The sequence below is a fragment of the Thalassospira sp. MCCC 1A02491 genome, assembly GCF_001613785.1.
Taxonomy (GTDB): domain Bacteria; phylum Pseudomonadota; class Alphaproteobacteria; order Rhodospirillales; family Thalassospiraceae; genus Thalassospira; species Thalassospira povalilytica.
This window is the reverse complement of sequence record NZ_LPVX01000006.1, coordinates 1-18729: the sequence shown is the minus strand read 5'-3', so window position 1 is coordinate 18729 and position 18729 is coordinate 1. Positions and strand designations below refer to the sequence as shown.

Sequence of the window (18729 nt, the reverse complement as noted above, 5' to 3'; positions counted from 1 at the left end):
AAAGAAAAGAAACTTAGGGGGAATTAATAATGAACGCTGTTGAGATCGAAGAAGCTATTTCCGCACTTGCGGCAGAGCCTTATGACAGCGAAGAATTCCCCTTTGCCTTCCTTGAAGCATTCGGAAATAAAGCGACAACGATCAAGCGTCTGCGTTCAGGAAGCTCGAACAAATCCGATTTAGGCGGTGTCCTTCAGACCAGCAACATTCACATCAAAACTTGTGATGCTGGTCGCGTAACGGAAGCCATGACAGCGCTTCGGGAAAGCAGTGCGACCAAGCGTGCAAAGGCGAAATTCATTCTTGCCACTGATGGTACAGAGTTTCAGGCCGAAGATCTCAATAGTGGCGAAGTTGTTGTCTGTCGTTATCCTGATTTCCCGGATCATTTCGGGTTTTTCCTGCCGCTTGCGGGTATTTCGACCGTCAAGCAAATCAGGGAAAGTGCATTTGACATCAAGGCAACGGGGCGCCTTAATCGCCTGTATGTCGAGCTTCTAAAAGATAACCCTGAATGGGGGACTGCCGAACGCCGCCACGACATGAACCATTTCATGGCGCGTCTGATCTTCTGCTTCTTTGCCGAGGACACAGATATCTTGCATCCGAACTATGGCTTTACGCTGACGGTCGAGCGGATGAGTGCCAGTGATTCGTCCAACACCCACGAGGTGATTGGCGAGATTTTCCGGGCGATGAACACCAAGACCGAGGATAAGGCGAAAGCAAATCTGCCGCGCTGGGTTGATGGCTTCCCTTATGTGAATGGTGGCTTGTTCTCAGGCAGTACAGAGGTTCCGCGCTTTTCCAGAATCGCAAGATCTTACCTTCTGCATATCGGTAACCTAGACTGGAAGCAGATTAATCCTGATATCTTTGGGTCAATGATCCAGGCCGTTGCCGATGACGAGGAACGTGGTGCACTCGGTATGCACTACACCAGTGTGCCCAACATCCTGAAAGTACTGAATCCGCTTTTCCTTGACGATTTGCGCGAGAAGCTGGACGAGGCGGGTGACAACACCCGCAAGCTCCGTAACCTGCGTAACCGCATGGCGAGGATTAGGGTTTTCGATCCTGCCTGTGGGTCGGGCAACTTCCTTGTCATCGCATACAAGGAAATGCGCGCCATTGAGGCCGAAATAAACAAGCGGTGCGGGGATGCCGATCGTCGCACCGAAATCCCGCTGACGAATTTTCGCGGGATCGAGCTGCGAGACTTCCCTGCCGAAATCGCGCGCTTGGCGCTTATCATTGCCGAATATCAGTGCGACGTGCTCTATCGCGGTCAGAAGGAAGCGTTGGCGGAGTTCTTGCCGCTTGATGCCAAGAACTGGATTACCTGCGGCAACGCCCTGCGTCTTGACTGGCTGAGTATCTGTCCTCCCATAGGAACAGGCGCGAAACATCATGCTGATGATCTCTTCATGTCGCCGCTCGATCAGTCACAGATAGACTTCGAGAACGAAGGAGGGGAGACCTACATTTGTGGGAACCCTCCATTTTCGGGCCTTACAAAACAGAAAGCTGAGCAGAAAGAAGATCTGAAGTTCCTTTTTAGCTCAACCAACTTTTCTGCTTCTTCTGTGGATTATGTTGCGGGTTGGTACTTTAAGGCCAAGCAATACAATGAGCATCAGCCTTGTCGCTTCGCATTCGTTAGCACGAACTCAATGTGCCAAGGCCAAATGGTTCCGAAATTTTGGAAACCATTTCTGACAGGTGAAACCAAAATTCGCTTCGCCCACACTTCGTTTCTCTGGAAAAACCTTGCGAAAAACAATGCAGGTGTAATCGTTGTGATCGTTGGTGTGGACACCGAAGCAACAGTACAAAGATACCTGTTTAAGGATGATATCTGCACGGCAACTAATTTCATTAGCCCATATTTGACTACAGCCAATGTTGATATTGTGTCAGACAGAAGGAAGCCCATTCATCAGCTTCCTGATCTGATACGTGGAAGCATACCGAATTGTGGCGGAAACCTTGTACTTTCAGCATCAGATGCAAGGCAGATGTTCAGTGAACATCCTGCTGCAAAGCAATACCTGCGTCGCTATGTGGGAGCTCAAGAAATTTCTAAAGGTATGGTAAGATTCGCGCTACTAATCTCCGACGACCAGCTTGCCGAAGCTCGAGCTATTCCTGAGATAAACCAAAGAATACTGGCGGTAAAAGAAGCCCGACTGAACAGCACAAAGGAGACTACGAGGTCAGTCCTTTCTAATACACCTCATAGGTACGAGCTTGTTAGCTCTACTGGAGAGGAACGTTCGGTCGCCGTGTCTAGAACGACATCAGAAAACAGGGAATATCTGGCGACGGACTTACTTCCACGGGGGACAATAGCGAATGACAACGCATTTTTCTCAGAACGTGAACACCTATTGATATTTTCGGTTTTGGTAAGCCGTTGTCATCTTGCTTGGATAGCTACAGTTTGCGGGAGGATGAAGAACGACTATCGCTATGCAAACACTCTTGGCTGGAACACTTTTCCCCTTCCTAAGCTGACTGAGAAAAACAAAGAAGACCTGACCTGCTGCGCCGAAGACATCCTTCTGGCGCGTGAGGCGCATTTTCCCGCGACCATCACCGATCTCTATGAAGTTAAAGACGGCGAAAGCCAGATGCCCGAAGACTTGCGCTCGGCTCATGATCGAAACGACGAAACCCTTGAGCGCATCTACATCGGGCGCCGCTTCCGGAACGACACCGAACGCCTTGAAAAGCTCTTTGAGCTCTACACCAAGATGACCAAGCAGGGGGTAGCATGACTAGTGTGGCTTCTTCACGGAGAAAGCGCGCCCTGCGTATCGACGCCAACTTTACGGAGGATGTTGTTGGTTTCGCACTAGAATCTTTTTTGACAGCAATGAGTTTTCCGAGCCTTCGTTTTACAATTGAACCTTTCTCGCGAGACAAAGAGCGATGGCTTGGGGCTGATGCGCGGTTGCATAGTCGAATTAGTGGATTTCGACCATTCTACATGCAATTCAAAAGACCGTCTGCATATCCCGACTTCAGCACTGCCGGGATTATCAAAGATAGAAAGAATCTAAAACTTGGTGTGTCTCCTCGTGCGCTCTATTTCGACCTGCGCGCTAAAAAAGATCATCACCACGATTTTCAGCACAATATTTTATTTAAGTTGCGCAGGAGGCTTCGTAACAGAGGGATCGGAGAGGCCGCTTACGTATGTCCTTTATTTTTAGATCGAGCCGCGTACCGGTCCAATCTGCATTGGGCTGGTTTGTTATTATGGCGGGGCTTTTGGAAAGGCAATCCTTGGTCACTGGAAAAAATTCTTCTGCATCATGGGCGTACGGTAAATCATTTTGAGCGAATTCCTGTCCTTGCGGAGCACATAACTGTTCCGCCACACGTAGATGTTACAAGCGCCAAGCATCGTTACAGCTTTACTGAATCAGGAACCGACCTTTGTTTCCACTCCCCCCAATCTCTTCCTGAAGGGGTAATGAGTTTCGCGAAGTTTCTCTCGGTGGTTTGTGAAGGTTTCACTGAAGATGGAAATAAGATTCAACCTAATCAGGCAAATCAAGAGCTGTATGAGCTGATTAAAGCCACTGAAGCCGCAGTGCCGGATGAATTGCGCTTTGACGAAAAAGATGATGACTTTGTCGGAAATTGGTTTGCGTGGGGCGACCACTTGCTTCAGCAGTATGGAATACAGCAATACGCGCTTGTGAGTTGGGAGGATTAGGTTTTGGCTAATGACGTGAGTGTTCCTAGCGTCTCTGTAACTTATGCACAGAATGGCAGCTCCACCAAGTCAAATGAAATGGGAATGCGCCCGATGCAGGAACGTGCCTATGAGAAACGGGGTGAGCAGTATCTGCTGATTAAATCACCGCCTGCCTCGGGCAAAAGCCGGGCGCTGATGTTCATTGCGCTCGACAAACTGCATAATCAGGGGCTTCGCAAGGCCATCATCACTGTTCCGGAAAAGTCGATCGGTTCCAGCTTTGCTGATGAGCCGCTATCGAAGTTCGGGTTTTGGACGGATTGGCAGGTTGTACCGAAATGGAACCTTTGTAACGCTCCGGGGGGGGACGAGGGCAAAGTTGGTGCGGTGAAGACGTTTCTTAACAGTGATGACCGTGTCTTGGTCGCGACCCATGCGACATTCCGCTTCGCTGTAGAGAGGTTTGGTATAGAAGCCTTTGATGACTGTTTGATAGCGATCGATGAATTTCATCATGTATCTGCCAATCCGGATAACAAGCTTGGTGCGCACCTTGCCGAATTGATCGCCCGCGATAAAGTGCATGTGGTTGCGATGACCGGCAGTTATTTCAGAGGCGATGCTGAACCCGTATTGATGCCTCATGACGAGGCGAAATTTGATACGGTTACGTATACCTATTATGAACAACTCAACGGCTACAAATACCTGAAGGCCCTTGATATCGGGTATTTCTTTTATACCGGTGCTTATGCCGATGACATTCTGAACGTGCTTGACCCAGCGGAAAAGACGATCATCCATATCCCGTCTGTAAACTCGCGAGAAAGCACCAAGGACAAAGTTCGGGAAGTCGAGCACATCATCGAAGAACTTGGCGAATGGCAGGGTACTGATCCGGTTACGGGCTTTCAGCTTGTCAAAACGAGTGGCGGTCGCGTATTGCGGATCGCTGATCTTGTGGATGATGATCCGTCTAAGCGCGACCGGGTTTCAGCCGCACTCAAAGACCCCACCCAGAAGAACAACCGTGATCATGTGGATATGATCATTGCCCTTGGTATGGCCAAGGAGGGGTTTGACTGGATTTGGTGCGAACACGCCTTGACAGTTGGCTATCGATCGAGCTTGACCGAAATCGTGCAGATTATTGGCCGTGCGACACGCGATGCGAAAGGCAAAACGCGTGCGCGCTTTACCAACCTAATTGCCGAACCGGATGCCTCCGAAGAGGCGGTGACAGAGGCAGTGAATGACACGCTCAAGGCGATTGCTGCCAGCTTGTTAATGGAGCAGGTGCTTGCACCTCGCTTCAATTTCACCCCGAAGTCAACGTCGAGCGGCCCGCAAGAGGGGTATGACTACGGCGAAGGTGGATACGATCAAAACACCTGTAATGTGGGTTTTAATGAAGATACCGGGCAGTTCCAGATTGAGATCAAGGGGCTGGTAACGCCGAAGACTAAAGAAGGTGAACGGATTTGTCAGGAAGACTTGAATGAAGTGATCGCCACCTTTGTTCAGGATAAGCCAACAGTCGAGCGCGGGCTTTTTGATGAAGAGCTGGTGCCAGAAGAACTGACCCAGGTGCGAATGGGTAAGATCATTAAAGATCGATATCCTGAACTCGACGATCATGATCAGGAAGCTGTTCGTCAGCATGCGATCGCAGCTCTTAACCTTACACAGAAGGCTAAGGAGGCGGCACTAGAGACTGGTGTCGCTGATAAGGTAGGAAATAATGCACTGATTCAGGGGGTGCGAAAGTTTGCGATGGATGTTCGCGAGCTTGATATTGACCTGATTGATCGTATCAACCCGTTCAGTGAGGCCTATGCGATCCTTGCCAAGGCGATGAGTGAAGAAAGTTTGAAGCAAGTTGCCGCTGTGATTTCAGCAAAGAAAGTTCAACTCACGCCAGAAGAGGCACGAGATTTGGCCAAGCGTGCACTGAAATTCAAGCAGGAGCGTGGGCGGCTTCCGTCTATCACATCGCCAGATGCTTGGGAAAAGCGCATGGCAGAAGGCGTGGCATTTTTGGCTCGTATGAAACAGGAAGCGTCCAATGGGTAAGACGTTTACTGACGACGACGATGCTCTACTTGCCGAGCTTGGTGTTGAGGTTGAAGCTAAGAAAGCCCCAAGTCGAACACCGCGTGAAGAACGCATTATTGCCGGCTTTGAGGAAATCCAGAGGTTTGTTGATGAGCACGGCCGACCTCCGCAACACGGTGAAGACCGCGATATATTTGAACGCCTTTATGCGGTCCGTCTTGATCGTATCCGAGAGCAGGAAGATGCGCGTGCATTGGTTGAGGAGATAGATCATCAGGGGCTTCTGGGCGATGGTGCTGCTGTGGACGCAGCTTCAAACGACGATCTTGATGATGATGCACTTCTTGCGGAGCTTGGGGTTGATGCAGAAACGCCGTCGATTACAGAACTTCGACATGTGCGTTCGACGGCAGAGCGACGCGCAGCAGAAGAAGTTGCAAATCGAGACCGTTGCGAAGATTTCGATAGATTCAAGCCGGTTTTTGAGCAGGTTCAAAAGGAGCTTGATACCGGCTTGCGCGAAACTCGCCCGTTCGAAATGAAGGCCGAAATTGAGCAAGGTCGCTTTTTCATCGTCGGTGGTCAGAAAGCGTTTGTGGCCGAAAGAGGCGAAACAATGCTTACTGAACAGGGGCGCACAGATGCCCGGTTGCGGGTGATCTTTGACAACGGTACTGAGAGCAACATGCTGTTGCGCTCGCTTCAGCGAGCGCTTAACAAGGATGAAGCAGGGCGGCGTATAACCGAGCTTACCGCGGGACCGCTATTTGCAGACCAAACGATTGATGGCGATGAAGCGAGCGGGACCATTTATGTGCTGAGGAGCGGGTCGGAGCATCCGCTTGTCGCGGAAAACCGCGACTTGGTGCACAAGATTGGCGTCACGAATATGAGTGTTGAGAAGCGTATAGCGGGTGCGCGACTTCAACCGACCTTCCTGATGGCGGATGTCGAGATCGTTGCGACATATGAACTATTCAATATTAATCGCACGAAGCTGGAAAACCTGATTCATCGCATCTTTGAGCCAGCCCGGCTTGAAATTGAGGTTCAGGACCGCTTTGGAAGGCCAGTTGTTCCGCGTGAATGGTTCCTTGTTCCGTTGTTTGTGATCGAGGAAGCTGTCGAGAAGATCAAAGATGGCTCTATTGCCGACTATGTTTACGACCCGAACAAGGCTTCCTTGGTAAGACGCGGGTGAAGGGGCTATCTTGACCGGATTAGGGGTGCTAAAAAGGGGGAACCGCTCTCGACACACTTCAGTGTCGTGGGAATACATGCCTCCTCACCCCGTCCAGGTGGTGGAAGAAAAGTTCCCGCACTGTCAGCGTGCTTTCAGTTTCTCGATCGTTTCCTTTGTTTTGCCGATGCACAATTTCAGCACGAACTCTGTGAAGTCTGCCAGAGCTCCTTCGCTCAAATTTCCTCTACCGTCCCGGTCGCCTTGTCTTGGCTTGTCGCAGGATGCGAGATGCCGAAGATAATCTTGTTTATGTGTGTAAAGCTCTTTGGAAAGCGACCAGTATCGGGCTGCAGGCAAAACCTGTTCGAGCATCTTCTTGGTCAAGAACCTGGCAACCCGGCCGTTGCCGTCGACAAATGGATGTACCCAAACTAGTCGATGATGGGCGTATACCGCGTTGAGCAGTTTTTCTATGGGACTACCTCTTTTGTAGGCATCAGATAGACGGGAAATGAAGCGCGGGATTGCACCTGAACTTATCGGTACATGTTCGCCAACAATCACGTTTACTTCCCTGAAGGTTCCCGCTGCAAAGTCACCGAACGAGGCGTCGTCTTTGCTTGGATGTGCAAACAATGCTCTGTGAACTGAGAGTAAGGAGTGTTCGTCAAGCAGGTCGAAATCTGGAGGTTGGTTATCGACCCAGTGCACTGCCGTTAGGTAATTCGTCACTAGTACTTCGTCTGCGCACTGGTGGCTGGTCGAAACCTGAAACTCCGCCACAATGCGTTCGATCCGTTCATGCTGGATTGCATGGCCTTCTATGAGGTTAGTGAAATGGATTTCATCGACCTGTGCAATGGTTGCTAATTTGTTTGCGCCGACTTTTGACTCAATGATCATCGATCTTGAGAGCTCAGTTAGTTCTCGAGCAAGTTCCATGAGTATTGGATTGCGCATTGAGTTCTCTGAGACTTTTAGAGGGTCAAAAAGTGCAACCGGTTCATTGTCGTCTCTCTGTAGCTGAGAATCATTTTGGTGAGACGTCACGACCTTATTATCCATTCGTGCTGCTTTTGGTCTGCTGTACGAATTTTTCACCAAGTTCAGTCAATGAGAAGATTGCATCGTCACCGTATTGTTCACGGACGATGAGTCCAGCATCTTGCATGGTGAGAAATATACGTGAAAGAATTTGTTCCGTTATGTTCAGCTCTTTGGCTATGAATTTCCTCTGGGCCTTGTTGCCATGGTACGAGGTAATACTCAATATTTGAGGCACGTACTTTTGCTGCATTGCTTCTTCGGCCGAGACCGAGCTTTCAGCGATTTTTGCCTTTGTACGCAGTATGTCGCCAATCGCCTCCAAGCGTCCAGCTTCTCGTGGTAAGTCTTCATCAATGAAGCCGGCAATCTTCCAAGAAATGTCATACCATTCTCTGGTTTCATCGATGTTTGCCGTCGATACATGATGGTGGATTGCGACGTTAAACAAAGCATCGATGATGTCTTTGACAAATAGTAAGCCGTCTGTGTGCAGAGAGGATCTGATAAGTTGCCATGCAGCTTTTGCTGTGTACTCACCTAGTGCCATTTCACGCAAGGCACGTTCCATCTTGATTTTGTGCTCTTTGGGATTGGAACTTGTCTTCTTTCCAAAGCTACTTTTCTTGCCTTGATCTCGAGCCGTTTCTGTCGAGAAAGGTGGATCGTTTGGTGTGTATATGAATTGCATTTTATACTTACCAGCTACTTTTCTTGATGCAGACGCGTTCGAGGTCACTGAGTTTTGATATTCTGTCTGAGTATGATCAATGTGCCAAGCCCAAGCCCAAGCCCAAGCCCAAGCCCAAGCCCAAGCGCACCATAGTCTATTGCTCTTGGAGTACAGAGTGAGCAGGTGCTGAAAAGTCGACGTCCTAAGTGCCGAGCTTAGGCCTTATTCTTACGGCGTGCCTCGTCATGAACGGTACCTTTAATCACCGCTTGGTTCAGAGCCTGATTTTGTCGTTCTCGGTGCTGTTTTATCGCTCACCACATTATTTCTAATTCAAGCAACGAGGCATAGGTTTGCTTGAAAGCCTTGGGTTTCAGCGTCTCTTGCAGAACTGTGCGAGATTTTTTTTGTGTTCTTTAGGGCCACGAGACTTGTACCTCTATTCATGAATGTATTGATTAGAGGGCGATTGGCAGTGCTCCAAACGTCACGTCTTGACCTGTAGTTGTAGATTTGTCCATAGTCCATGGACACAGGACGGATGTTGTTTGGGGGCATTTATGAAAGGCCAAGATATCGTCGTATTATTGAAGCTAATCAGTCTGCACAACGAAGGGCAGCGTCACGAGAGAGGTGGATCAAACGATGACGATGTAGTCTCTATCAGGGGGTTGGCAAACTCTTTGGAAATCAGCAAGTCGGAGATCAGTCTTTCGCTCAACAGAAGTTTGTATTCCGGCCTTGCGCAGAAAGATCTTCAATCTGGTCGCCCGGCCGCAAATCGTCGTGCGCTGTGTGACTTCATGTTTAGCGGGTTAAAGTATGTTTTCCCGGTGCACCCGGGACCACTTGTACGCGGTTTACCAACATCTTTTCATGCGCCTATGCTGCAAGGACGGTTGCTGTCTCAGATGGAATATCCATTCGTCTGGCCTCATGCGAAGGGCGAAGTTAAAGGGCAGGCTATCGAGCCATTGTTCAAATCGATTCCGGTGGCAGTTCAGCGAGACGCGTTTCTTTATCAGTGTTTGGCACTGGTTGATGCGATCAGGACTGGAGCTGCGCGAGAAACCCGTCTCGCGCAGCAAATCTTGAAAGAACGGCTTGGTGTCTAAGCATTTAGATTCAAAGACCTCTGAGAGAACCGTTTGGCTGATTCCAAGTTGGTTTGAAGGAGCTATCATGTGCTTGAATTGTGTCAGCCTTGCAGGATGTCAGACCAGACTGCAGGAATCATCAGATAATTGGTTAAAAGAGTGAAATTAAAGTCGAGTGTTTTGTGAGCTCCGGCTTTGCCGATAGACTGGTTTTAACTCAAAATCTGTTTCAACTAGTGAGTGGGAGTTCGATTCTCCCCGGGGGCATCATCGCTTTTCCTCTAGTCGCCTTTTCGCTGCGCATGCTTGTCGTTTCGGTCGCTTGTGTGGGTGTTGGTTTAACTGGCCAAAAAAAGGCCCCCGCTTGCGCGGGAGCCAGTTCCAGCAGTGCCGGTCTCTGGTTTTCTCTGGTTAGTCGTTGTGATGATTCTCGGTGGCTCCGACCTGCCCGTCCTCGCTGACCTTGGTCCAAGTGCTGCCAAGGTGGTTGCGTAGCAAGTTGTTGAGCTTGGATGCGTCACGATCTTCAATGGCTTTGAGAATCTGTTCGTGTTCGCTAATGGCGGTTGGCCATTTTGTATTGCGCATGTTTGAGCGGTACCGGATGCGGTATAGCCTGGCATTCATGCGTTCATGTGTTTCAATCAGTAGCGGATTGCCGGAAGCCAGAACGAGTGCGCGGTGAATGCGTTGGTTCAGTTTGAAATATGCAAGGCGGTCCTTACGTGAGAAGGCGGCAAGCATTTCATAGTGCAGGGCACGAATCTCATCGATTTCTTTATCGGTTGCCCTCTTGCAGGCAAGTTCACCGGCAAGTCCTTCAATGCCTCCCAAGAACTCAAGCATGTGCTTTACATCCTCTGGGCTGGGGTTTGCTGCTATCGCCCCGCGAGATGGAAGAAGTTCAACAAGGCCGTCGACCGCAAGAATGCGTAGCGCTTCGCGCAGCGGGGTTCGCGACACATTTAGTTGTTGTGCTAGCGTACGCTCACGTATCGGTTTGCCGGGCGGGATTATGTCCTGCACAATCATGTCGCGCAGAACATTTGCCGCCTGCTGTGCCAGCGGCAGGTCGCTATCTTCGGATATTGTCGCAATAGGCGTTTCGACGATTTGTTCGTCGATATCGTGATCCGTTTCGGATCCGGCATTCAGAATGATGTTACTCAAACCGTTCTTCCCTGCATGTCGTTATTCCACTCAAGATACGGTTACACCGCTAAAAGGGCAAGCCAAAAATGGTATACCAAAATAGATGGTATACCATTTTGGGGGCCTCAAGGCTTAGTTTAGAGAAAAAAATTTCGGTGTATGCTGTTGAAAAACAACTAGTAAAATTGGCATTTGAGATGGTGTTTCTTGCGAAATTTGATTTTGTGTTGACTTTCGGTGTCTTCAATATGGTATACCAAAATCAAGCGCGGCAAAGATCGTGCGTTCCCAGCTACCGGTGAACAGCGAATTACACATAGATCGGGAGGAATACATGACCCACGCAGGTCGTATCCGTAAATTTGTCGCTGCCGTAACCTTCGGCAGTATCGCGTCTGTTTCTGCTATGACTGTGGCAAATGCTGCAGATGAGATCGTCTTTGCTATCAGCGCAGAACATGGATCGCTTCAGGCCAACACCGCGGCCGAGTTTACCCGCCTTGCAAATGAACGTCTCGGTGACAAGGCAACCGTGAAGCTTTTTGACTCAGCCCAGCTTGGCAAAGACAAAGAGCTGATGCAGCGTCTTAAACTTGGCACCGTTCAGATCACGCTGCCATCCTCGACGATGCCGACTGTTGCAGACAAATTCGCCTTGTTTGACCTACCATTCCTCGTGAAGGATCGTGATCAACTGGCAAAGATCGAAGAGTCGGTCTTCTGGCCAACCGTTGCGCCGCAGGCTGAAGAAGCCGGGTACAAGATCCTTGCGCTTTGGGAAAACGGTTTCCGTCAGATCACCAATAATGTGCGCCCGATCAGTGTGCCGTCTGACCTTGATGGCATCAAACTGCGCACGCCGCAGTCCGAATGGCGTGTTGCCATGTTCTCGAGCTATGGTGCAAACCCGACCCCGATGGCCTTTTCGGAAGTGTTCGTTGGTCTTCAGACGGGTGTGATCGATGGTCAGGAAAACCCGCTGACCAATATCGAGGCGGCCAAGCTTAACGAAGTTCAGAAATACCTGACCCTTTCCGGTCATATCTATTCGCCGTCATACCCGACCATGTCTGTTGCAGCCTATAACGATATGGACCCGGAAATTCGTGACATTCTGGTCAATACCGCACGCGAAGTGGCACTTTGGTCGCGTGATGCCGGTGCGAAAGCCGACAAGGCGCTTTTGGATGAGCTAATCGCCGGCGGAATGGAAGTGAACACTGCTGACCGTGCAGCGTTCGTTGAGGCATCCAAACCGATCTACGCAAAGTTTGCTTCTGAAATTGACGGTGGTCAGGCCTTGGTCGACGCCGCACTCGCTACTGCAAACTAAACCGGATCGGGGCAATCTTCCCACGGATTGCCCCGCTCTTTCGAATTTGTTTCCGATAGGAGAGAACGCGATGCAGTTCGCAGCTGTTCTGTTCCGGCGTATCCTTGAAGTCTTCACCATGACATTGATCACCGCGTTGGCGCTGATCGTGATTCTGGCAGTGGTGTTCCGTTACTCGGGCAACTCACTGGTCTGGTACGACGAAGTCGCTTCGGTGATGTTGGCCTGGATTACCTATTACGGTGCTGCCCTTGCGGCAGTGCGCCGATCCCACCTGAGTTTTTCGGGCGTTCTTCTTGCGCTGCCGCTGACCTTGCGCAAGGTCGTGTTTCTGATTGGCGAGGCCATCGTGATTGCGATGTTTGCCGCCATGGCATGGGCGGGCTGGTTTGTTCTGCAGATCATGGGCGGTGAGACTCTTGTTTCGCTGCCTTGGGTCGGTTTGCAATTCACCCAATCGGTGATCCCGATCGGCTGTGCCTTGTTCGTCATTGGTCAATTGTTGAGCCTGCCAGAGGCATGGCATCGCATGGTGACGGCGCTTGATGTCGAAACCGAAGAAATGAACCACGAGATTGCCAAGGCGCAAAAGTCTGACGCGCCGATCAATGAAAGGGCAGCATGATGGCCGTTTCAGTCATTCTTCCTTTAATGTTTTTCCTAGTTTTCATGGGGGTTCCGATTGCCGTTTCGATCGGTGCTGCTGCACTGGTCGGCGTCTATTCCCTGCATGGCATTCCGGGCTTCTATAATGCAGCACTCGCCTTGTTTGACGGCGCAACAAGCTTCCCGCTGATTGCGATCCCGCTCTTTATCCTGGCCGGTGCATTGATGAATACCTCGTCCATCTCGCGCCGTCTGATCGAGTTTGTTTCTGCCTTGATCGGGTTCATGCGTGGCGGCCTTGCGATGGTCAATATCGGTGTGTCGCTGTTCTTTGCCGAGATATCCGGTTCTGCGGTGGCTGATGTGGCGGCAACCGGTTCTGTCCTGATCCCGGGCATGAAGCGCAAGGGATATAAAGGCACGTTTGCCGCAGCTGTAACGTCGTCATCTGCTTCGCTTGCCATTATCATCCCGCCGTCGATCCCCATGATCCTCTACGGGGCGCTTTCCGATACTTCGATCGTTCAGTTGTTCGTAGCAGGCGTCGTGCCGGGTCTTTTGGGGGCGTTCGGGCTGATGTGTGTCAGCTATTATTTCGCCGTCAAATATGACATCCCGCGCGATGAGCGATTTGATCTGGTCCGCGTTCGCAAAACCTTCCGCGAGGCTGCTTGGGCGCTGACCCTGCCATTTATCATCCTTGGTGGCATCTTTGGTGGCTTGGTCACCGCGACCGAGGGTGCAGGCCTTGCTGTTGTCGCAGCTGTTGTGATCGGTGCTTTCATCTATCGCGAACTGAACTTTCCGATGTTCCTTGATGCGCTGCGCGAAGGAATCAATCAGACGGCAACCGTGATGCTGCTGGTGGCGACTTCGGCCGTGCTTGGTCTTTATCTGACAGAAGAAGGCCTGCCGCAGATGCTGGCAGAGGCGATAACCGGATTTACCAATGATCCGTTTGTGGTTCTGATGTTGCTCAACGTCTTGTTGCTGGTACTTGGCTGCATTTTGCATGGCGCTGCCGCGATCATTCTTGTGGTGCCCATCGTTTTGCCGCTGATCCAGCAGGTCGGCATCGACCCGGTTCATTTTGGCATCATTCTTACCCTTAATCTTGCAATCGGCCAGCAGACCCCGCCGGTCGCCAGTGTTCTGGTGACATCCTGTTCGATTGCCAAAACCGATATCTGGGACACGACCAAGGTCAATGTGCCGTTCATTGGCGTGCTTTTTGCCGTGCTGATGGCGGTTACCTACCTGCCATTCATTCCCATGACGCTTGTGGAGATCTTCTATAGATGACTGTTAATGTAAAACCGCGTTTGGCGGTAATCCCCGGTGACGCCAACGGGATTGGTCCTGAATTGCTGTTGCGCCTGCTGTCGCAGAGCGACATCCGTGAAAAAGCAGATGTCGTGGTGATTGGCGACAAATGCCTGATTGATCGCGGTCGCAAGGACTCAGGACTGGATATCGAGCTGTTAGCCATTGAGAGTCTCCCGGCAAGCTGGCCCAAGGATGCGTATCCCTATATCGAAACCAGCTATTTTGATGGGGATCAGATCAATCCGGGTGTTGTCGATCCCAAGGCGGGGGCTGCATCTCTTCGCACACTTGACGTCGCCTTGGATCTGGCGCGTGACGAAAAAGTCGATGGCATCTTGTTTATGCCGTTCAACAAGGAAGCCATGATCCGCGGCGGCATGGGGCATGAGGATGAGCTTCATTATATGGCTGAGCATATTGGCCATGATGGCCCGATATGTGAGTTCAACACCATGGAAGGCATGTGGACCAGTCGTGTGACGAGCCACATTGCCCTTGCCCGTGTTGTTGAAAACATCTCGGTCGACCGGATCGTTGATTCCATTCGTCTGATTGCCGATGCGCTTGTAGCCAATGGTGTTGAGCAGCCACGCGTTGGTGTGGCCGCCCTTAACCCGCACGCGGGTGATGGTGGTAACTTCGGTCGTGAAGAGATCGACATTATCGCGCCAGCTGTGAAAAAGGCGCAAGGTATTGGTCTTCCTGCCGAAGGTCCGTGGCCGGCAGATACCATTTTCCTGAAGGCGCAGGCGGGCGAGCTTGATGCCATTGTCACCATGTATCACGACCAAGGGCAGATCGCGATCAAGCTGCTGGGCTTTGATCGCGGTGTGACGGTTCAGGGCGGGCTCCCCATCCCGGTGGCAACGCCGGCGCATGGAACCGCTTATGACATTTCCGGGCTTGGAAAGGCCAATGTCGGGGCGACCTTGGCGGCGTTTGAAATTGTCGCACGTATGGCGGGCAGCCGGCGACAGGCCCGACTTGCTGCCTGATAGTTGATTGCTTGTCCCTGATTGGGTCGCGCTCTCCCTGCGCACCCGGTCAGGGGTGGGGTTCTTATCAAAATTGTGGATCGATCCGGAGACCGCGCAAGAAGTGCTTCTTGTGTGAACGTTACCGCTTTGTCCAAAAGCCCGGTTTGCGGGCACACCATCTGAAAGGATGATCGTGATGAAAATCAAAAATATCCGCACACGTGTTCTGCGCTGGAACGGTAAAACCGTCGCTCCGCAGGCCAATTTCTGCACCAATGCATCTGATGCGCTTTACGAGCGTGGCGACAGCATGGGGTCATTCCGCTTCCATGAATGGCTGATCTGCGAAATTGAAACCGATAACGGTCTTGTCGGGATCGGTAACGCAGCACTGGCGCCGACCATCACCAAGCAGATCATTGACACCTATCTCGCGCCGCTCGTGATTGGCGAAGACCCGTTTGACAATGAATATCTGTGGCAAAAAATGTATCGCCGCACCCATGCATGGGGCCGTAAGGGCGTGGGCATGGTTGCAATTTCGGCGATCGATATTGCCATCTGGGACATCATGGGCAAGGCAACCGGAAAACCTGTCTTCAAGCTTCTGGGGGGGCGGACCAAGGAACAGATCTCGGTCTATGCTTCCAAGCTTTACGGACAGTCGATTGATGCCTTGGCTGAAGAAGCACAAAGCTATGTTGATCAGGGCTTCGATATGGTCAAAATGCGCTTTGGCTGGGGTCCAAAAGACGGTCCAGCGGGGATGCGCAAGAACCTTGATCTGGTCAAAACCGTTCGCGAAGTCATCGGTCCGGACCGTGATCTGATGCTGGAATGCTACATGGGCTGGAACCTGGAATATACCAAACGCATGTTGCCAAAACTGGCAGAATTCCAGCCTCGCTGGCTTGAAGAGCCGGTCATTGCCGATGACCTGGCGGGTTATGCCGAGCTGAATAACATGAACATTGTGCCGATTTCTGGCGGTGAACATGAATTCACCAATTTTGGTTTCAAGACCTTGCTTGATATGAATGCACTTAGCGTCATTCAATATGACACCAACCGTGTTGGTGGCATCACTGCAGCTCAGAAGATCAACGCACTGGCAGAAGCCTATCAGGTGCCGGTCGTTCCGCATGCTGGTCAGATGCACAATTATCACCTGACCATGGCGAACCTGAATTGTCCGATTTCCGAATTCTTCCCGGTCTTCGATGTCGAGGTCGGAAACGAGCTGTTCTACTACGTCTTCAAAGGTGATCCGGTACCAAAGAACGGTTTCATTGATCTTGATGACAATCTTCCGGGCCTTGGTCTTGAGATTGCCGAAGATGCGCTTGGCGATTTTGAGATCATTGAATAGGGGCGATGAATATGCGTTTGGTTCAATTCATAGCAGAAAACGGTAAACGTCGGGTCGGGGTTGTAGATGGTGACACCATCGCACCATTGGCCGGTGTTGAAACCGTTCGCGAGCTTGCGGCCATAGCGATTAATGGTGATATGAGCATGATCGAGGCGGCTGAATGCCGCCTCGACGAGGCGCGCGAAAGCTACGATGCGATCATTGAAAGTGGTCGTCTGCTGTGTCCGATTGATCATCCAGATCCGGCGCATCTTCTGGTGACCGGTACCGGGCTTACGCATCTGGGATCGGCTTCCGCACGCGCCAATATGCATCTGGCCGCCAGCAAGGCAGCTGATGAAACAGACTCAATGAAGATGTTCCGTATGGGGCTTGAAGGCGGAAAGCCCATGTCAGATGAAAAGGGTGTTCAGCCGGAATGGTTTTACAAAGGGGATGGCTCGATCATCGCAGCACCCGGCGATGACATCCCAAGCCCGTCCTTTGCTCGTGATGGCAGTGAAGAACCGGAAATTGCCGGTGTGTATGTCAATGATCCTGACGGGACACCGGTGCGCATCGGATTTGTCATTGGCAACGAGTTCTCCGATCATGTGATGGAACGGCAAAATTACCTGTATCTTGCCCATTCCAAATTGCGCGCCTGCGCGATCGGGCCGGAGCTGTTGCTTGGTGATTTGCCAGGTCATGTCGAAGGTGTCTCACGCGTATATCGCGACGATCAGGTTCTTTGGGAAAAGGCCTTTGTCAGTGGTGAAGAAAACATGTCCCATTCTATTGGCAATCTTGAATATCATCATTTCAAGTATGATTTGTTCCGTCGGTCTGGTGACATCCATCTGCATTTCTTCGGGACCGCAACGCTAAGTTTTGCTGATGGCATTCAGACCCGTGACGGTGACGTGTTTGAGATACAGGCGGAATTGTTCGGGCGTCCGGTACGCAATCGTCTTTCGGTCCAAGCCGAAGAACCGATCAAGGTACGGGTCATCTGATCCATTCTAACGGAGAATTCAATGTCCTATAATCTGACAGGCAAACATCTGATTGCCGGCGAATGGGTCGCTGGTGACGCAACGTTTAAGTCTGAACCGGCACACGGCCCGGCCAATACCTTCCCGGTTGGAACGCCAGCCCTTGTTGATCAGGCGGCCAAGGCTGCCGAAGAAGCGTTTTGGACGTTCGGCTATTCGACCCGTGAAGAGCGCGCGAAATTCATCAATACCATTGCTGATGAAATCGATGCGCGCGGCGATGAAATTACAGAAATCGGAACCCAGGAAACCGGCCTTCCAGAAGCGCGCCTTCAGGGTGAGCGCGGCCGTACCGTTGGTCAGCTTCGCTTGTTCGCCAGCCATATCCTTGATGGGGCCTATCTTGATCGTCGTTATGACGAAGCGCTTCCGGATCGTGCACCCCTTCCACGTCCTGACCTGCGTTTGATGCAGCGCCCGATTGGCCCGGTTGCCGTATTTGGTGCGTCAAACTTCCCGCTGGCGTTTTCTGTTGCGGGTGGTGATACCGCATCGGCACTGGCTGCTGGTTGTCCGGTCGTGGTCAAGGGCCATTCCGCCCATCCGGGTACGGGTGAAATCGTTGCCCAGGCCATTGATGCCGCGATCAAGAAATGCGGTGTCCATCCGGGCGTCTTCAGCCTTATTCAGGGTGGCAAACGTGATGTCGGTCAGTCGCTGGTGCAACATCCGCTGATCAAGGCGGTCGGCTTTACCGGATCGCTTGGCGGTGGTCGTGCGCTGTTTGATCTGTGCGCATCGCGTCCGGAGCCGATCCCGTTCTTTGGCGAACTGGGTTCGGTCAACCCGATGTTCCTGCTGCCCAAGGCTGTTGCCGCACGTGGCGCAGAACTCGGCAAAGGCTGGGTAGGGTCGCTGACCATGGGGGCGGGGCAGTTCTGCACCAATCCGGGGATTGCAGTTGTGATTGATGGTCCGGATGCCGATGCCTTTGTCGCCTCCGCCAAAGAAGAACTCGCCACGGTATCGGCCCAAACCATGCTGACCGATGGCATGGCGGAAACCTATCGCGCAGGGGCAAAGCGCGTTGCAGCGACCTCGGGCGTGAAAGAAGTCCTGACCACGTCGTGCGATTTGCGAAATGCGACGCCGTATCTGTTTGAAACCACCGGTGAAAACTGGCTTTCGAACCATGAACTGGGCGAAGAAGTCTTTGGTCCGCTTGGTC

General features: G+C 51.5%; 15 protein-coding genes. 12 read left to right on the top strand and 3 right to left on the bottom strand.

Annotation, left to right across the window (positions count from 1 at the left end):
• The first annotated feature begins 29 nt into the window (after positions 1-29).
• Genes AUQ42_RS03745 through AUQ42_RS03730 form a run of 4 tightly spaced genes read left to right on the top strand, consistent with a single transcriptional unit; the run spans position 30 to position 6965 of the window.
• Complete coding sequence (locus AUQ42_RS03745; RefSeq protein WP_068517684.1) at positions 30-2780, top strand: DNA methyltransferase; 2751 nt, start codon at positions 30-32, stop codon at positions 2778-2780.
• On the top strand, positions 2777-3727 hold the full coding sequence (locus AUQ42_RS03740; RefSeq protein WP_068517683.1) for a hypothetical protein: 951 nt from the start codon (positions 2777-2779) through the stop codon (positions 3725-3727). The genes AUQ42_RS03745 and AUQ42_RS03740 overlap by 4 nt, the downstream gene beginning before the upstream one ends.
• Before the next feature lie 3 nt (positions 3728-3730).
• Positions 3731-5782 carry a DEAD/DEAH box helicase gene (locus tag AUQ42_RS03735; protein WP_068517682.1) on the top strand — a complete coding sequence of 684 codons (2052 nt, stop codon included), beginning with the start codon at positions 3731-3733 and terminating at the stop codon, positions 5780-5782.
• Positions 5775-6965 (top strand): GIY-YIG nuclease family protein, encoded by a 1191-nt coding sequence (locus AUQ42_RS03730; protein WP_068517680.1) that lies wholly within the window; start codon positions 5775-5777, stop codon positions 6963-6965. The genes AUQ42_RS03735 and AUQ42_RS03730 overlap by 8 nt, the downstream gene beginning before the upstream one ends.
• Positions 6966-7088: 123 nt before the next feature.
• On the opposite strand, the gene AUQ42_RS03725 is transcribed toward AUQ42_RS03730, so the two are convergent.
• Together AUQ42_RS03725 and AUQ42_RS03720 are read right to left on the bottom strand one after the other, a co-directional pair.
• Positions 7089-8012 carry a Fic family protein gene (locus tag AUQ42_RS03725; protein WP_068517678.1) on the bottom strand — a complete coding sequence of 308 codons (924 nt, stop codon included), beginning with the start codon at positions 8010-8012 and terminating at the stop codon, positions 7089-7091.
• On the bottom strand, positions 8005-8730 hold the full coding sequence (locus tag AUQ42_RS03720; protein ID WP_156480819.1) for a hypothetical protein: 726 nt from the start codon (positions 8728-8730) through the stop codon (positions 8005-8007). Before AUQ42_RS03720 ends, AUQ42_RS03725 begins: the two co-directional genes overlap by 8 nt.
• Before the next feature lie 494 nt (positions 8731-9224).
• Here AUQ42_RS03720 and AUQ42_RS03715 point away from each other — a divergent pair, with 494 nt between their 5' ends.
• Positions 9225-9779, top strand: coding sequence for a hypothetical protein (locus tag AUQ42_RS03715; protein ID WP_068517675.1), 555 nt, complete (start codon positions 9225-9227; stop codon positions 9777-9779).
• Positions 9780-10172: 393 nt separating this feature from the next.
• Here AUQ42_RS03715 and AUQ42_RS03710 read toward each other — a convergent pair whose 3' ends face one another.
• Entirely contained in the window at positions 10173-10931 is a 759-nt protein-coding gene (locus tag AUQ42_RS03710) for a GntR family transcriptional regulator (RefSeq protein ID WP_197460771.1), read from the bottom strand.
• Between the two features lie 316 nt (positions 10932-11247).
• Here AUQ42_RS03710 and AUQ42_RS03700 point away from each other — a divergent pair, with 316 nt between their 5' ends.
• The 7 genes from AUQ42_RS03700 to AUQ42_RS03670 form a co-directional block, all read left to right on the top strand.
• Positions 11248-12246, top strand: a complete 999-nt coding sequence (locus tag AUQ42_RS03700) for a TRAP transporter substrate-binding protein (protein ID WP_068517670.1) — start codon at positions 11248-11250, stop codon at positions 12244-12246.
• A gap of 70 nt (positions 12247-12316) precedes the next feature.
• Positions 12317-12871: a TRAP transporter small permease gene (locus tag AUQ42_RS03695; RefSeq protein WP_068517669.1), complete on the top strand. Its 555-nt coding sequence runs from the start codon at positions 12317-12319 to the stop codon at positions 12869-12871.
• A 26-nt stretch (positions 12872-12897) separates the two neighbouring features.
• Positions 12898-14154 (top strand): TRAP transporter large permease, encoded by a 1257-nt coding sequence (locus AUQ42_RS03690; protein ID WP_231856674.1) that lies wholly within the window; start codon positions 12898-12900, stop codon positions 14152-14154.
• Positions 14151-15173, top strand: a complete 1023-nt coding sequence (locus tag AUQ42_RS03685; protein ID WP_068517667.1) for a 4-hydroxythreonine-4-phosphate dehydrogenase PdxA — start codon at positions 14151-14153, stop codon at positions 15171-15173. The genes AUQ42_RS03690 and AUQ42_RS03685 overlap by 4 nt, the downstream gene beginning before the upstream one ends.
• A 178-nt stretch (positions 15174-15351) precedes the next feature.
• Entirely contained in the window at positions 15352-16524 is a 1173-nt protein-coding gene (locus AUQ42_RS03680) for an L-rhamnonate dehydratase (protein ID WP_068517711.1), read from the top strand.
• An 11-nt stretch (positions 16525-16535) separates the two neighbouring features.
• On the top strand, positions 16536-17522 hold the full coding sequence (gene araD1 / locus AUQ42_RS03675) for an AraD1 family protein (protein WP_068517708.1): 987 nt from the start codon (positions 16536-16538) through the stop codon (positions 17520-17522).
• A gap of 21 nt (positions 17523-17543) precedes the next feature.
• The coding region (locus AUQ42_RS03670; protein ID WP_068517666.1) for an aldehyde dehydrogenase (NADP(+)) at positions 17544-18729 on the top strand (1186 nt) is incomplete at its 3' end.

What these genes read in the sequence shown, in the direction of transcription:
- AUQ42_RS03745 (WP_068517684.1), top strand. Translation starts at nt 30, where the DNA reads ATGAACGCTGTTGAGATCGAAGAAGCTATTTCCGCACTTGCGGCAGAG.
- AUQ42_RS03740 (WP_068517683.1), top strand. Translation starts at nt 2,777, where the DNA reads ATGACTAGTGTGGCTTCTTCACGGAGAAAGCGCGCCCTGCGTATCGAC.
- AUQ42_RS03730 (WP_068517680.1), top strand. Translation starts at nt 5,775, where the DNA reads ATGGGTAAGACGTTTACTGACGACGACGATGCTCTACTTGCCGAGCTT.
- AUQ42_RS03725 (WP_068517678.1), bottom strand. Translation starts at nt 8,012, where the DNA reads ATGGATAATAAGGTCGTGACGTCTCACCAAAATGATTCTCAGCTACAG.
- AUQ42_RS03715 (WP_068517675.1), top strand. Translation starts at nt 9,225, where the DNA reads ATGAAAGGCCAAGATATCGTCGTATTATTGAAGCTAATCAGTCTGCAC.
- AUQ42_RS03700 (WP_068517670.1), top strand. Translation starts at nt 11,248, where the DNA reads ATGACCCACGCAGGTCGTATCCGTAAATTTGTCGCTGCCGTAACCTTC.
- AUQ42_RS03695 (WP_068517669.1), top strand. Translation starts at nt 12,317, where the DNA reads ATGCAGTTCGCAGCTGTTCTGTTCCGGCGTATCCTTGAAGTCTTCACC.
- AUQ42_RS03690 (WP_231856674.1), top strand. Translation starts at nt 12,898, where the DNA reads ATGTTTTTCCTAGTTTTCATGGGGGTTCCGATTGCCGTTTCGATCGGT.
- AUQ42_RS03685 (WP_068517667.1), top strand. Translation starts at nt 14,151, where the DNA reads ATGACTGTTAATGTAAAACCGCGTTTGGCGGTAATCCCCGGTGACGCC.
- AUQ42_RS03680 (WP_068517711.1), top strand. Translation starts at nt 15,352, where the DNA reads ATGAAAATCAAAAATATCCGCACACGTGTTCTGCGCTGGAACGGTAAA.
- araD1 (WP_068517708.1), top strand. Translation starts at nt 16,536, where the DNA reads ATGCGTTTGGTTCAATTCATAGCAGAAAACGGTAAACGTCGGGTCGGG.